The organism is Arthrobacter sp. NicSoilC5 (genome assembly GCF_019977395.1).
In the GTDB taxonomy this organism is placed as follows: domain Bacteria; phylum Actinomycetota; class Actinomycetes; order Actinomycetales; family Micrococcaceae; genus Arthrobacter.
This window is the reverse complement of sequence record NZ_AP024660.1, coordinates 735,883-750,148: the sequence shown is the minus strand read 5'-3', so window position 1 is coordinate 750,148 and position 14,266 is coordinate 735,883. Positions and strand designations below refer to the sequence as shown.

At 65.9% G+C, this 14,266-nt stretch carries 13 protein-coding genes; 3 read left to right on the top strand and 10 right to left on the bottom strand.

From position 1 onward, the window contains the following. Positions 1-99: 99 nt before the first annotated feature. The 3 genes from LDO22_RS03420 to LDO22_RS03410 all read left to right on the top strand — a co-directional run bounded on the left by LDO22_RS03420 (position 100) and on the right by LDO22_RS03410 (position 2,133). Positions 100-573, top strand: coding sequence for an NfeD family protein (locus tag LDO22_RS03420; protein ID WP_141160411.1), 474 nt, complete (start codon positions 100-102; stop codon positions 571-573). A 22-nt stretch (positions 574-595) separates the two neighbouring features. Continuing rightward, positions 596-1,543, top strand: coding sequence for an SPFH domain-containing protein (locus tag LDO22_RS03415; RefSeq protein WP_159631972.1), 948 nt, complete (start codon positions 596-598; stop codon positions 1,541-1,543). A 242-nt stretch (positions 1,544-1,785) separates the two neighbouring features. After that, complete coding sequence (locus tag LDO22_RS03410; RefSeq protein ID WP_026266052.1) at positions 1,786-2,133, top strand: RNA polymerase-binding protein RbpA; 348 nt, start codon at positions 1,786-1,788, stop codon at positions 2,131-2,133. Positions 2,134-2,233: 100 nt separating this feature from the next. Here the strand turns inward: LDO22_RS03410 and LDO22_RS03405 are convergent, their stop codons facing one another. The 10 genes from LDO22_RS03405 to pafA all read right to left on the bottom strand — a co-directional run bounded on the left by LDO22_RS03405 (position 2,234) and on the right by pafA (position 14,262). Continuing rightward, positions 2,234-2,977, bottom strand: a complete 744-nt coding sequence (locus LDO22_RS03405) for a polyprenol monophosphomannose synthase (protein ID WP_159631973.1) — start codon at positions 2,975-2,977, stop codon at positions 2,234-2,236. 95 nt (positions 2,978-3,072) lie between these two features. Continuing rightward, complete coding sequence (locus tag LDO22_RS03400; RefSeq protein WP_224026106.1) at positions 3,073-4,734, bottom strand: amidohydrolase family protein; 1,662 nt, start codon at positions 4,732-4,734, stop codon at positions 3,073-3,075. 59 nt (positions 4,735-4,793) lie between these two features. Further along, entirely contained in the window at positions 4,794-7,715 is a 2,922-nt protein-coding gene (locus tag LDO22_RS03395; protein WP_224026105.1) for a DEAD/DEAH box helicase, read from the bottom strand. 20 nt (positions 7,716-7,735) lie between these two features. Then, a complete protein-coding gene (gene tatC / locus LDO22_RS03390; RefSeq protein WP_224026104.1) occupies positions 7,736-8,530 on the bottom strand; it encodes a twin-arginine translocase subunit TatC in 795 nt (264 codons plus the stop codon). A 48-nt stretch (positions 8,531-8,578) separates the two neighbouring features. Further along, on the bottom strand, positions 8,579-8,851 hold the full coding sequence (gene tatA / locus LDO22_RS03385) for a Sec-independent protein translocase subunit TatA (RefSeq protein WP_159631977.1): 273 nt from the start codon (positions 8,849-8,851) through the stop codon (positions 8,579-8,581). Between the two features lie 32 nt (positions 8,852-8,883). Continuing rightward, complete coding sequence (locus tag LDO22_RS03380; protein ID WP_224026103.1) at positions 8,884-9,228, bottom strand: hypothetical protein; 345 nt, start codon at positions 9,226-9,228, stop codon at positions 8,884-8,886. 10 nt (positions 9,229-9,238) lie between these two features. Next, positions 9,239-11,224: a WYL domain-containing protein gene (locus tag LDO22_RS03375; protein ID WP_224026102.1), complete on the bottom strand. Its 1,986-nt coding sequence runs from the start codon at positions 11,222-11,224 to the stop codon at positions 9,239-9,241. Positions 11,225-11,338: 114 nt separating this feature from the next. Beyond that, a complete protein-coding gene (locus LDO22_RS03370) occupies positions 11,339-11,734 on the bottom strand; it encodes an FKBP-type peptidyl-prolyl cis-trans isomerase (RefSeq protein ID WP_159631980.1) in 396 nt (131 codons plus the stop codon). 64 nt (positions 11,735-11,798) lie between these two features. Further along, positions 11,799-12,767, bottom strand: coding sequence for an FKBP-type peptidyl-prolyl cis-trans isomerase (locus LDO22_RS03365; RefSeq protein WP_224026101.1), 969 nt, complete (start codon positions 12,765-12,767; stop codon positions 11,799-11,801). Between the two features lie 130 nt (positions 12,768-12,897). After that, the gene (gene pafA, locus LDO22_RS03360; RefSeq protein ID WP_159631981.1) at positions 12,898-14,262 is read right to left on the bottom strand and encodes a Pup--protein ligase; all 1,365 of its coding nucleotides are present in this window, start codon (positions 14,260-14,262) and stop codon (positions 12,898-12,900) included. Positions 14,263-14,266: the final 4 nt, after the last annotated feature.

Below are 14,266 nucleotides of genomic sequence, written 5' to 3'. Positions count from 1 at the left end.
GTGAACCGGCCCACAGGCCAGGTCCGCGGACTAGGATGAAAAGACAGTTGCTGGCGGGTCCGCGGACGCGGCTCCCCCGTGACGAAGGGGGAAGCAGGAATGTTCGAATGGCTTGGGGAAAACTGGTGGGCGCTGTGGCTCACGGCTTTCCTGGCGTTTGCAGTGATCGAGATGATCACCCTTGACCTGTTTTTCATCATGCTTGGCGGCGGATCGCTCGCCGCACTGGTAGCCGATTTTGCCGGCGCCGAGCCCTGGCTCCAGGTAGTCATCTTCTGCATCGTGTCGCTGCTCATGGTGGCCTTTGTCCGGCCCGTGGCACTGTCCCACCTGAAGAAGGGCCCCTCCGAGCAGCGAACCAACGTGGACCGTCTGATCGGTGAGCCGGCCGTGGTGATGGAGGCCGTGACGTCCGACGGCGGCCTGGTGAAAATCGGCGGCGATATATGGAGTGCGCGCTCCGCTGCGGGAGTGCTTCCCGCAGGACAGACGGTGGTCGTAGCGGCCATCGACGGCGCAACAGCAGTGGTTTCGGTACCGCCCACGGCGGCCACCGGGCCTGATACAGCCTGACAATTGGGGAACAAGGAGTTGTATGGAAAACGCAGGCGGAACCGCACTGGCCATCGTGCTGGTGGTTCTGATCGTCTTTGTCATCATAGTTTTGGTCCGGTCCGTCCGGATCATTCCGCAGGCCCGCGCCGGTGTTGTTGAACGGCTCGGCAAGTACCAGCGGACACTCAATCCGGGCCTGACCATCCTGATTCCTTTCGTCGACCGGCTCCTGCCGCTCCTGGACCTGCGTGAACAAGTGGTGTCCTTTCCGCCGCAGCCGGTCATCACCGAGGACAACCTGGTGGTGTCCATCGACACGGTGGTCTACTTCCAGGTGACGGACCCGCGGGCGGCCACGTATGAAATCGCCAACTACATCCAGGCCGTGGAACAGCTCACCACCACCACCCTGCGCAACGTGGTGGGTGGCCTCAACCTGGAGGAAGCCCTCACGTCGCGGGACCAGATCAACGGACAGCTGCGCGGCGTCCTGGACGAGGCCACCGGCCGCTGGGGCATCCGCGTTTCACGGGTGGAACTGAAGGCCATCGATCCGCCCCACTCCATCCAGGACTCCATGGAGAAGCAGATGCGTGCCGAACGCGACCGGCGAGCAGCAATCCTCACGGCCGAAGGTACCAAGCAGTCGGCCATCCTCACCGCCGAGGGGCAGCGCCAGGCGTCAATCCTGGCCGCAGAGGGCGAAGCCAAGGCTGCCATCCTCCGGGCGGACGGCGAATCGCAGGCCATCCAGAAGGTGTTCGACGCCATCCACAAGGGAAACCCGGACCAGAAACTGCTGGCCTACCAGTACCTGCAGACGCTGCCCAAGCTCGCAGAAGGCTCCGCCAACAAGCTCTGGATCATCCCGAGCGAAGTCGGGGAAGCCCTGAAGGGCATTGGCAACGCCCTCGGAGGCACCAATGCGGAAGGCACAGCCGGCAAGCCGCTCTTCCAGGACGCACCCACCGAACGCGCCCAGCCATAAGCTGAATGGGAAAACGGGGAGGGCTTGGCGGTTGACGCCAAACCCTCCCCGTTTTGTTCCAACAGTGATAACCAACGTATAATTGGGTATTTGTCCGGCAGGAGACTACCAGCTGGAACAACCAAGCTTCGCAATGCGTTGAATCCTATGATGCAGCACAGTGCACAAAGTAGTCCGGCGGTGCCACGGCGCCACCGGCTAGCGCGGAGATTTCATCCGCGAACCGACCAGAGGGAGAAATCATGAGCGATCGCAGCCTGCGGGGCATGCGCCTTGGTGCGCAGAGCATGGAGACCGAGTCCGGAGTTGAGCCGGCTCCGCGCCAGCGGGTCGAATACCGTTGCGCGGATGGCGAGCAGGTCTTCGTCACGTTCTCCTCCGAGGCGGAAATTCCTCCGGTGTGGGTCTCCAAGACCGGTAAGGAAGCGCTCCTGGTTGACGGCGAAAAGCCGGACACCAGCAACGACAAGGCAGTCCGCACCCACTGGGACATGCTGCTGGAACGCCGTTCCCTGCCTGAACTCGAGCAGATCCTTGAGGACCGCCTGACCATCCTGCGCGAACGCCGCGGAGAGCGCCGCTCGGCATAAGGCCAGCCGCCAAAAAAGGGGCGGCCCCGCACGAAGGTGCGGGGCCGCCCCCTTTTTTTGGCACCGCCCGGACATCGTCAGCGGCAGCAGTCCCGCGAGGCTATGCCTGCTTGTTCTTCAGCTTTCCGGCCAGCGTGTTCCAACGCGCGGCCAGACCCCATTTGGTGACGTTGATCATGGCTTCGACCACGATGTTGCCGCTCATCTTGGATGCGCCGAGCTCCCGTTCGACGAAAGTGATGGGGCGTTCCTCGATGCGCAGGCCCAGTTTGGCCACGCGCCAGGCCAGGTCCACCTGGAAGCCGTAGCCCACAGAGTCCACCTGGTCCAGGTTGAGCTTTTCCAGGGTGGTCCTGCGGAACGCGCGGTATCCGCCGGTCACGTCCCGGATCGGCAGGCCCAGCATCAACCGGGCGTACGTGCTGCCTACCCGGGAAATCGCCTGGCGGTACAGCGGCCAGTTGACCACACTGCCGCCGGGGACCCAGCGCGAGCCCATGGCCAGGTCTGCGCCCTGTTCCACGGCTTCAAGCAGTTGGGGAAGCTGTTCCGGCTGGTGGGAACCGTCTGCATCCATTTCCACCAGGACGTCGTAGCCGGCATCCAGGCCCCACTTGAAACCGGCGATGTAGGCAGCGCCCAGGCCTTCCTTGCCCTTGCGGTGCAGGACGTGGACCTGGGAGTCCTCGGCAGCGAAGCCGTCGGCAAGTTGGCCGGTGCCGTCAGGGCTGTTGTCATCGACCACCAGCACGTCCGACGCCGGAACGGCCTTCCGCAGGCGCTGGAGCGTCTTGGGCAGCGATTCCAGTTCGTTGTAGGTGGGAATGATCGTAAGGACGCGCACAGAGGGCCTTTCCTGGTGGAAGTGGTCGGTGCACCTGGTGCCGGGCATGCCGGCCGCAGGCGCAACTCCCCATTATAGGGCGGAGGATTCCCGGGTCAGGAACGCAGGGCCGGGCTGGCGAACAGTTCGGCACCGTCTTTTACGGTTTGCAGGCATACCGGGTCTGAACCCGTGTCCAGCGCCGGCAGCAAGGGGGTCCTGGCCCGCGGATCGGTGCTCCAGGACTGAACCCGCCCGTCAGCCACCTGGACCATCAGTTCCTCCACCTCCCACACGGCAAAACTCGCGGGAGCCCCGGGCACCAGTTGCCCGGCCATGGGGTTCGGGTGCCGCGCGGCCCGCCAGCCGGCCCGGGTGTGGCCCAGGAAGGCTGCCCGCGCAGAAATACGCTGGTCGGGGTTGTGGTGTTCCACGCAGGCGCGCACGCTGGACCAGGGACGCAGGGGCGTGACGGGGCTGTCGCTGCCGAAACAGACGGGAACTCCGGCCGAGTAGAACGCGGCGAACGGATTCATCGACCGGCTTCGGTCCCCCAGCCGCTGCTCATAGAGTCCCCCGGGGCCGCCCCAGGCAGCGTCGAAGGAGGGCTGTGCGCTGACGGTCACGGAGTAGTGCGCCAATCTGGCCACGGCTTCGGCATCGGCCATCTCCACGTGCTCAAACCGGTGGCCTGCGGCGCGCACCCGCTGCTCCCCCACTTCCCTGGCGGCACGGTCCAGCGCTTCCAGCGCAGCATCCAGTCCAGCGTCACCAATCACGTGGAACCCGCCCTGGATCCCGGCAACGGAGCAGGCGGCAAGGTGGGCTGCTGCCTGGTCCACGCTCAGGTACAAGGTGCCGCGCTCCTGTCCGGCATCGCTGTAACCGGCGCGCAGGGCGGCGGTGCGCGAGCCCAGGGAACCATCGATGTTCAGGTCTCCTGCAAGGCCCCGGACTCCCGCCCCCAGCTCTGCCACCAGCGCGCGGGCCTGTTCCTCTGAGGAGACCAGCCCGCCCCAGTACGGTATGACTTCGGGAAAACGGGGCTCCCCGGTTCCGGCGGAATTCCATGCTGCCGCGAGCCGCAGGTCTTCGGCGCCGCCGATGTGCGGTGCACCCATTTCGGCCAGGGCGACGTAGCCGTTGGCGGCCGCTTCCGCCAGGGCCCGGGCCTGGAGCCGCTTCAGCTCATCCTGCGGCAGCTGCCGGGTCGCCAGCCGTGCTGCCTCGTGGGCGGCCCGCGTCACCCGGGCGCCGCCGTCGTACCCCTCCCGGTTCTGAAGGTCCGCGGACTGTGCCAGCGACGTTGACACCAGCGCCGAGTGCGCGTCCACACGGGAGAGATAGACCGGCCTGCCTCCAGCGGCCCGGTCGAGTTCTTCTGCACTGGGCAGGGCCGGGTCCGCCCAGGTGGCCTCGTCCCAGCCGTGGCCGAGCACCGGTCCATTCCCGGCGGCCCCGGCGACTGCGTCCAGCACTTCCCGGGCCGACTTGAGCGTTCCCAGCTGGAGTGACTGCAGGGCCATTCCGGTTTCGGTCAGGTGCATGTGTGAGTCAACGAAGCCCGGCGCAACCAGGGCGCCGCGGAGGTCGATGACTTCCATGGAGCTGTCGGCAATGGACGAGGCCGCCTGCTCCGATCCGACCCAGGCAACAGTGTCCCCATCCACAAGCATTGCCGTGGCGAACGGGTCAGCCGCGGTGTACACGGATCCGTTGCGGTACAGCACCGGGGCGGGACGGTCGGCGTTGCGGGGTGCGGGATCAGGGCGGGGCATAAAGGCAGGACTCCTGGGATAGTGCAGGCCAGTTGCAGCCGGCAAGGGGTGAGGTGTGACTAGAGGACGGACGAGTAGGCCACGACGCCGCGGCGGATGAGGTTGATCGCTTCGGCGCAGAGCCGTGCCAGGCGCGGATCGAGGCCGGGGATCTTGGCGAGCTGGTCCAGCAGGTCCACCACCTGCTTGACCCAGCGGACAAAGTCACCGGCGGCAAGGTCGGTGCCGCTCAGGACGTCCTGGAGGTGGCGTCCGCGGGCCCACTTGTACAGGGGCCAGACAAGTCCGAGTTCAGGTTCGCCGGTCAGCGGAAGCTTGTTCTCCTCCTCCACGTCTTCAAGGACGGACCATTCCTTGACCACGATGTCCACGGAGGTCTCCAGGGAGACGCTGGGCATGCGCGGCCGCAGGCCCCGGTCTTCGCGTTTGGCCTGGTAGACCAGCACGCTGGCCAGGGCAGCAACTTCGGCGGCGTCCAGGTCATCGAACGCGCCCAGCCGCAGCGACTGTGAGATCAGCAGGTCCTTCTCGCCGTAGATCCGGCGCAGCCGCTGGCCGTCCGGGCTGATGTTCAGGCGGCCGTCGCCGGTGTCTTCGAGGTATCCGTAGGCGGACAGGACGTCGCACACCCGGTCGAAGGTTTTGGCGATCGTGTTGGTGCGGCCCTGGATTTGGCGAACCAGGCCATCCGTTTCCCGCCGCAGTTTCCACCACCGCTCCGACCACCGGGCATGGTCTTCGCGTTCGCTGCATCCGTGGCAGGGGTGTGCCTTGAGGGCCCGGCGCAGTTCGGCGATGCGCCGCTCCTGGTTGGGAAAGGCGGCTCCGCGGCCGAAATCGTGGTTGCGGTTCTGCCCGGGAGCAGGCGGCCGGTTCTCGCGCAGGGCGTTCCGTGCGCTGGAGGCAAGGTCCCGCCGGGACTTGGGCACCTTGGCATTGAAGGATTTGGGAATGCGGATCCGGGTAACCGGCGCGATGGGTCCTTCCAGGTCGTCGGTTCCTATCCGGCGCAGCTGGTTGTCCAGGGTGAGCACGGCAGGCCGGGGTTCGCGGCTGCTGTGGTCAGAGCTGAGGACGACGGCGGGCCCCGGGGCGCGCCCGCCGGGAACGTTGACCACGTCCCCGGGCAGGAGGCGCGCCAGGGAGTCGTCACTGAGTGACTTCTGGACCCGGGACTTGGTCCGGGAGGTGGCACTTTCGGCATCGGAGAGTTCCCTGCGCAGCCGGGCATATTCTGTGAAGTCGCCCAGGTGGCAGGTCATGGACTTGGCGTAGCCCGCGAGGGACTCTTCCCGGCTCCGCACTTGCCTGGCAAGCCCAACCACCGAGCGGTCGGCCTGGAACTGGGCGAAGGACGATTCGAGGATTTCCCGGGCCCTGGCCCGCCCAAACTGTGCCAGGAGGTTGATGCTCATGTTGTAGGTGGGCCGGAAACTGGAGTTCAGCGGATAGGTCCGCCGCGACGCAAGGCCTGCCACCGCCGTCGGGTCCGTCCCCGGCTGCCACAGGACCACGGCGTGGCCCTCGACGTCGATGCCGCGCCGCCCGGCCCGGCCGGTGAGCTGGGTGTACTCGCCCGCGGTGATGTCCACGTGGGCTTCCCCGTTGAACTTGTCCAGCTTTTCCAGGACCACCGAGCGGGCGGGCATGTTGACGCCCAGGGCGAGGGTCTCAGTGGCGAAAACAGCTTTGACCAGGCCGTCGGCGAAAAGCTTTTCCACCACCTCCTTGAAGGTGGGCAGCATGCCGGCATGGTGGGCTGCGAAACCCCGGAGCAGGCCGTCCCGCCACGTCCAAAAACCCAGGACGTCGAGGTCGTCCGGCGGGATGTCCTGCCCGGCCTCGTCCACCCGCTGGGCGATGATCCGCTGCTCCTTCTCCGTGGTGAGCCACAGGCCTGAACCGACGCACTGCGCCACGGCCGCTTCACAGCCGGCACGGGAGAAGATGAAGGTGATGGCAGGCAACAGGTCCATCCGGTCCAGGCTGGCGATCACCTGCGGACGGCTGGCGGGGCGGACCCCCGTTTGTTCGCTCCTGCCCGGGCGGTCATAACCGTTGCGGCCGCGCTGGCCGCGGCGGCCGGCGCCGGGACGGCTGCGGAAGCTTTGCTGGCTTTCGCTGCGCGCAACGGTGAGGAGGTCCGGGTTGACGTCGAAGCCGCGGCCCTTGGCGGTGTCGACGGATTTGCCGGCCGTGGCAGGCTGCCGGCCCTCTTCCTCGACGGGCGGGGCGATCTCGTCGAAGGTGGTCTCCCCGGCGAAAAGGTCCATGATCTGCCGGCCCACCATGACGTGCTGCCACAGCGGCACCGGCCGGTGCTCGGAGACGATGATGTCGGTGTCCCCGCGGACGGTGTCCAGCCAGGCGCCGAACTCCTCGGCGTTGGAGACGGTTGCACTGAGCGAGGCGACCTGGACCTCGCTGGGCAGGTGGATGATGACTTCCTCCCACACTGCCCCGCGGAACCGGTCAGCGAGGTAGTGGACTTCGTCCATGACCACGTAGCCGAGGTCCTCCAGGGTGGCAGAATCCGCGTACAGCATGTTCCGGAGGACTTCGGTGGTCATCACCACCACCTGCGCGTCACCGTTGATGCTGGTGTCGCCGGTCAGGAGGCCCACATTTTCTGCACCGTACTTTTCGCTGAGTTCAGTGAATTTCTGGTTGCTGAGGGCTTTGATGGGGGTGGTGTAGAAGGCCTTCAGGCCCCGCTGCAGGGCGAGATAGATGGCGAACTCCCCCACGATGGTCTTCCCGGCTCCGGTCGGGGCCGCCACCAGGACTCCCCTGCCTTCCTGAAGCGAACGGCACGCCTGCCGTTGAAAGTCGTCGAGTTCGAACTCGAGGGTCCGGATAAAAGACCCAAGGTACGTGGCCGCCTCTGCCCGGCGCTCGGCGCTGGCACGGTATCTCTCGGCTGGAGAAAGTTCTTCAGGATCGACGGGGCCGGTGGAGAAGGGTCCGGTGGTGGAGGACATACCCCAAGCCTAGCGGCACGCTACAGCTTCTTGAGTTCACTGCCGGGGGTGGCGATATCGGCTGTGGCCTCGGTCTCTTCGACCTGCCGGGCCTGCCGGCGTTCGCGGCGTTTGTCGTTCATGATGCAGATGCCGATCGCTGCAAAGAAAAGCGCCAACAGCGGTCCGGCCAGCATGAACATCGAAATGGCATCGGCACCCGGCGCTGCGATTGCTGCCAGGACAAACACCAGGAAGACCGTGATGCGCCAGGCCTTCAGAATGGTGCGGCCCGAAACGATGCCCGCCATGTTGATGCCAACCAGCACTACGGGGACCAGGAAGGCCAGTCCCAGCATCAGCACCATGCGGGTGACGAATTCGATGTAGGTCCTGGCGTCGATGACGCTGGAGGACCCCTCCGGAGTGAACTGGGTCAAGGCGTGGACCACCTGGGGAACCACCAGCCACCCCACCCAGATTCCGGCAAGGAACAGGGGGATGGCAGCAGCCATGTAGCCCAGGGTGTAGCGGCGTTCCTTGGACGTCAGCCCGGGCGTGATGAACGCCCAGAGCTGGTAGATCCAGATGGGGCTGGAGATGACCGCCCCGATGAGGAGCGACATCTGCAGCTTGAAGTCGAAGGGCGACGCGATGGTGCCGAAGTTGATGGCCGCCAGGCCCCCGGTCTCACTCGAAATCCGGTTTACCGGTTCGGCCAGCGCCTTCAACAGCGGATCGTAAAGTATCCAGCCCCCAATACCGCCGATGACGACGCCGATGGCCGACTTGATCAGCCGGTTCTTCAGCTCCTTGAGGTGCTCCCAGAGGGACATCCGCCCCTCGGGATTGGCTTTACGGGCCCGCGACAGTGCCACGGGAGGTCAGGCGCGGGTTGACGGCGGAACGTCAGTGCCGTCTGTCGGCTCACCGGGCTTCGCCTTGGGGTGGTTCACGATGGTGCCTTCCATCGGGCCGGTGGCCTCGGTGGAGTCGGCTTTGCCGTCGTTCTTCATTTCCTTGACCTCGGATTTGATGATCCGCATTGACTGTCCCAGGCTGCGGGCCATGGCCGGAAGCTTGGGGGCGGCGAAGAGAAGCAAAGCAACGACGATAATGATTACGATCGGCCAGGGGCCATCAAAGAGTCTTCCCACGGGAAATCCTTTCCTCTAAATACATCCTACTTCTATGTGAAGTCGAGATCTCCGAGCGCCTGCGGCTGGCCCCGGTCCTTTTTGCGCTGCACTCGCCGGCGGCGGCGGTCTTCGCGCCGGGCCAATTTGGATGCCTCGTAATCATGTCGCATCACGGCGGGTGAGGCAAAAACGGCGGAACCCGGGAGCGGCCGTTCCGGGTCCGGGGATTCCTGTGCTTCGACCGGATTCAGGTGCCCCAGCTTCTCACCGGCAGCACTGAGGTCCTTGACGGTCGCCATGAACTGGCGGAAGAGACGGATGCCCAGCAGGACATAGAACAGCAGGGACACTGCGACGAGCGAAACCCATATGAGAATCCAGGACCACCAAGGCATGCTGAGAAGTCTATCCGGCGTACCTGTCCAGCGATGCCGCCAGCCAGTCCCGCGCGGCGTCAGCCAGCCCGGCAGGAGCCAGGATCCGGGCCGAACCGCCGTGCTGGGCCACGAACATCGGCAGCCACGCGGTGCTGCCGAACCTGATCTGGGCCACCAGCCCGCCGTCGGGCAACTCTGCGGTGCGCTCGGCGTAGTAGTCGTCCGCCAGCCCCCTCCCCTGCCGGGTGAGCTGGACGGTGACTGTTGTGTCGTCGTCGTTCGCTGTGAAGAGTTTGGCCGGAACGCCGCCATCGGGCGGCCCGTGCACGGTGGCGGGCCGGCCATTGGGGCGCACGTCCTGGACCCGGTCCAGCCGGAAATTCCGGAGCCCGTCCACCAGGTGGCACCAGGCTTCGAAGTACCAGGTGTTGTCCAGGGAGTACAGCCGCAACGGGTCGACGTCGCGCTCGGTAACCTCGTCACGCTGGGGTGAGAGGTAGCTCAGGCGGAGCTGCGCGCCGGTCCCGATTGCCTGGCGGACCGTGGCATGGGTCGCGGCTTCCGCGGGAGCCACCTGCGGCCCCGCGATGGAGGCGGCGCGGAGTCCTTCCTCCCCGGCCGCGGCCAGCAGCTTCAACGTGACCGATTCGAGGGCGCCGCCGCCGGGCAGGTCCGGCAGCCCATTGAGCGTCTCAAGGCCGGTCAGCAGGGCGCACGCCTCCGCCACCGTGAACCGGACCGGCTTCTTCAGGTCAAGGTCCTGGGTGATGAAGACGTGGTCGTCCTCCCACTGGATATCGAGCAGATCATCCGGGTACCCCTCGGGCAATCCGGAGCAAATGAGGATCCGGAGGTCTGCCTCCAGCTCTTCCCGGGTGACGCCGAAGTGCTTCGCCACGTCCTGGATGTGCAGGCCCTGGTTGTGGACCAGGAACGGGACCAGCTGCAGCATGCGCTTGAGCTGGTCCTCCGAGGTCCCCTTCCGGGCTGCCCGGGGACGGGTATCGGAGAAGGCATAGGCGGGGACGGGCGCGGCGGTGAAGTCCGCTGCAGCCTGCAGGCGGCGCCGCACTGCCCCTGCCAGCTCTGCGGGCTCCACTGCCAGGGCGTCGGGTCCGTAGCTGGCCAGCTCTTCGGCGAGGACTTCCGGATCGCGGTATTCCACGACCAGCCGGTCGTCGCCGTCGGCGGGCCGGCCGGGAACCTGGTGCCGGCCGCCTTCAACGGCCCGGCTGCGCAGCGCCAGCAGGCGCCCCTGCCTGACGTCCACGACGGCGGTGCGCAGCGGCAGTTCAGGCAACCGGTCCAGTTCGGCGCGGATGCTGAAGTTGGCGGGCGGAACGTACTGCTCCCTGTCGAGGGTTGTCACGGCGCTCGTGAAGCGGGACAGGCGGAAATGCCTGGGCGCGTTTCGGCCGCGGTCGTATCCCATGAGGTACCACTGGCCGAACCGGCTGCCCAATCCCCAGGGCTCTACAGACCGTTCCTCCTCCTTGCCGGTGCTTCCGGCGAGGTACGTGAAGGTGACTGGATGGCGGCCGTGCATGGCTGCGACGACGTCATCGAAGGCCTGTCCGGCCGGCTTGATCCGTGGCTGGACGCCGGCCGGGAGTTCCACCTCGGCCAGCCTTCCTGAGGCCTGGAGCTTGCGGAGGGCGCTTTGGGCAGCGGTCCCCAATGCGGCGCGCTCCCAAAGTTGGGAAGCGAGCAGGAGGACCGTCCATTCGTCCGGGCCCAGCTGGACGTCCGGGAGGCGGCTGGACTCCTTGCCGATGCGGTACCTGGTGGTGGCCGGGTCATCCTCGCTCCAGCCCAGGTCCGTCAGGGTTTCCACCTCGAAGCCCATGGCCCTCAGGTCGTTCTTGTCCCGTTCGAACATCCGCCCGAAGGCGACGTCATTGCCGGAGGTGTCGTGGTAGACCTTCTCGCGCAGTTCGCTGCGGCGCAACCCGTAGCGGGTGTTGAGCAGCGCAATCAGCAGGTTGAGGAGTCGTTCAGTGCGGGATACGGACACCTTGGTTACGTTACTAAACTCCCCCGGTGAAAGCAGAAAGCGCGGCAGCGCGGGAGGTTGTCCTCCCTGCTGCCGCGCTTCACGGTGCGATCAGTTTCCGCGTGTGCCGTCGACTTAGCGGACGGCGACGAGGTCCACGACGAAGATCAGTGCCTCGTTGGGGGCGATGGCTCCGCCGGCACCGCGCGAGCCGTAGGCCAGCTCGGAGGGGATCTCCAGGCGGCGGCGGCCGCCGACCTTCATGCCCAGGAGGCCCTGGTCCCAGCCCTGGATGACCTGGCCGACGCCGACCCGGAAGTCCAGCGGTGCGCCGCGGCCCCAGGAGGCGTCGAATTCTTCGCCTGTGGACCAGGCTACCCCGACATAGTGGGTGGAGACGGTGTCCCCTGCCTTGGCTTCCTTGCCGTCACCCTCGATGAGGTCTGTGATGACGAGTTCCGTGGGGACGTCGCCTTCCGGGAAGTCGATCTCGGGCTTCTGGCGGTCGAATTCCCGCTGTCCAAACGACATGCTTGCTCCTATTGAGTGAGTGGTGATGGGTGCCGCGAAGGACGCGGCGTCCCTGTAAGTCTTGCTACTTGACCCCGAGGATGTCCACTACGAAGACCAGGTCGCCCTTCGCCTGGCCCTGGCCGGCGTCTCCGTAGGCCAGGTCCTTGGGGATGACCAGCAGGACGCGGGAGCCCACGTTCTTACCCGCGAGGCCCTGGGTCCAGCCCTTGATGACGCCCGAGAGCGGGAAGGTGGCGGGCTGGCCGCGGTCGAAGCTGGAATCGAACTTGGTCCCGTCGGAGAGGTTGACGCCAACGTAGTTCACAGTCAGCGTGTCGGATTCCTTGACGGTGGCGCCCGTGCCCTTGATCAGGTCCTGCGACACGAGTGCCGTGGGGGCGGGTGCACCTGCAACGTTGATCTCAGGTACGCCGTCTTTTTCCGTCACAGTCGGCAGGCCGGGCGGCGGCGTCACGGCGTCGCCCTGCGGCTTGTCCAGGACGGGAGTGGGGTCCGAGGCGGAGAGTACCTTGATGATCAGCAGCTGGGTGGGTGCAGCTGCGGCACTGGGGCTGGGGCTGGCGCCGTCGGAGGGGCTGGGGCTTGCCGAAGGAGCACTCTGCTGGCCGGGGACGGCCAGGGCAAGGCTTGAACCTACTTTGGCACCTACGAAAGCGTTGTAGATGACGGCGCTGCCGGTTTTGAGCTCATCGTTCAGCTCAAGGCTTTCAGGCTCGTTGGGGAAGGTGTCCTCCAGCTGGGAACCGTCCGTACCGTTCAAGGCAAGGATGGAGATCTTGGCCACCTGGTTTGCCTTGACGGTGTCGCCGCTGCCTTCAGAGACCACTTTGATGGTCGGCTGGGAAACGGCCAGGGGCTTGTCGAAATCCACACCCGGGGCCTTCTTGTCCCCGTTGTCGGTCAGCTTGAGGGAGTCGAACTTTGCAGTCTCCCCGGCGGACTGGCTGCTCGGCTGGGGCTGCGGGGCTGTACCGCCGCAGGCGGTCAGGAGCAGCAGGCCGGGAAGGAGGATTGCTAGTAGTCGGCGCACGTAGTAAAACTTTCGTCGGGGCAGGGTGGAGACGGCTTTCCGCCAGGCGGCGGACAATGCCGTGGGAGGCCCCCTTAAAAGGGACCTTATCCAGAATAGACCCTGAAGCTGGACGTCAGCCCGGAGCCGATCAACCCATGGAGTCCAGCAGCGCATCCACCCGCTCGTCGACGCTGCGGAAGGGGTCCTTGCACAGGATTGTCTGGTGGGCACGGTCGTTGAGTTTCAGGTGCACCCAGTCCACGGTGTAGTCCCGCCCCAGTTCCTGCGCACGCCGGACAAAGTCCCCGCGCAGTTTGGCGCGGGTGGTCTGTGGCGGCGCATCCACGGCACCCTTGATGACGGTGTCGTCGACAATGCGGCGCACCGCACCCCGGGACTGCAGGAGATAGAAAAGCCCCCGGCTGCGCGAAATGTCGTGGTAGGTCAGATCAAGCTGGGCGATCCGCGGCGCCTCCAGGCCCAGGCCGTGGCGTTCGCGGTAGTTGTCCATCAGCTTCTTCTTGATGGCCCAGTCGATTTCGGTGTCGATCCCCCGGGTATCGCCGGACTCGATCGCATGGAGCGTCCGCTCCCACAGGTCCAGGATCACGGGAACGTGCGGGTTGTGGGCGCCATGCTCCTTGACGAAGGCGGTCACCTTGGTCAAGTACTCCTGCTGGATTTCCAGGGCGGTGAGCTGACGTCCGTTGGCCAGGCGGACCAACGCGCGGCCGCTGAGGTCGTGGGAGATTTCCCGGATGCTGCGGATGGGGTTTTCCATCCGCATGTCCCGCATGATCACGCCGGCCTCGATCATCCGGAGGACCAGGTCCACGGTGCCGACCTTCATCAGCGCGGTGGCCTCGGACATGTTCGAGTCCCCCACGATGACGTGGAGCCGCCTGTAGAACTCGGCGTCGGCATGCGGCTCGTCCCGGGTGTTGATGATGGGCCGGGACCGGGTGGTGGCGGAAGAGACGCCTTCCCAGATGTGGTCGGCCCGCTGGGAGAAGGCATAGGTGGCACCGTGGGGCGTCTTCAGGATCTTCCCTGCGCCGGCGATGAGCTGCCGGGTGACCAGGAACGGAATCAGGATTTCAGCCAGGCGGGAAAATTCCCCGCGCCGCGGAATCAGGTAATTCTCATGGCTGCCGTACGAGTTCCCTGCGGAATCGGTGTTGTTCTTGAACAGGTACACGGTGCCGTTGAAGCCTTCAGCGGCAAGGCGCGCCTGGGCCTCATCCACCAGATCGTCAAGGATGAGTTCGCCGGCACGGTCGTGGGCGATCAGCTGCGCAAGGTCATCGCACTCCGCCGTAGCGTACTCGGGGTGGGATCCGACGTCGAGGTACAGCCGGGAACCGTTGGTGAGGAACACATTGGAGGAACGCCCCCAGCTGACCACCTTCCGGAACAGGTACCGCGCCACCTCCTCCGGGGCAAGAGGCCTCGAGTCGGGGCTCGAGTAGGAGATCCCAAACTCGGTTTCGATGCCGAAGATTCTCTTGTCCATGTGG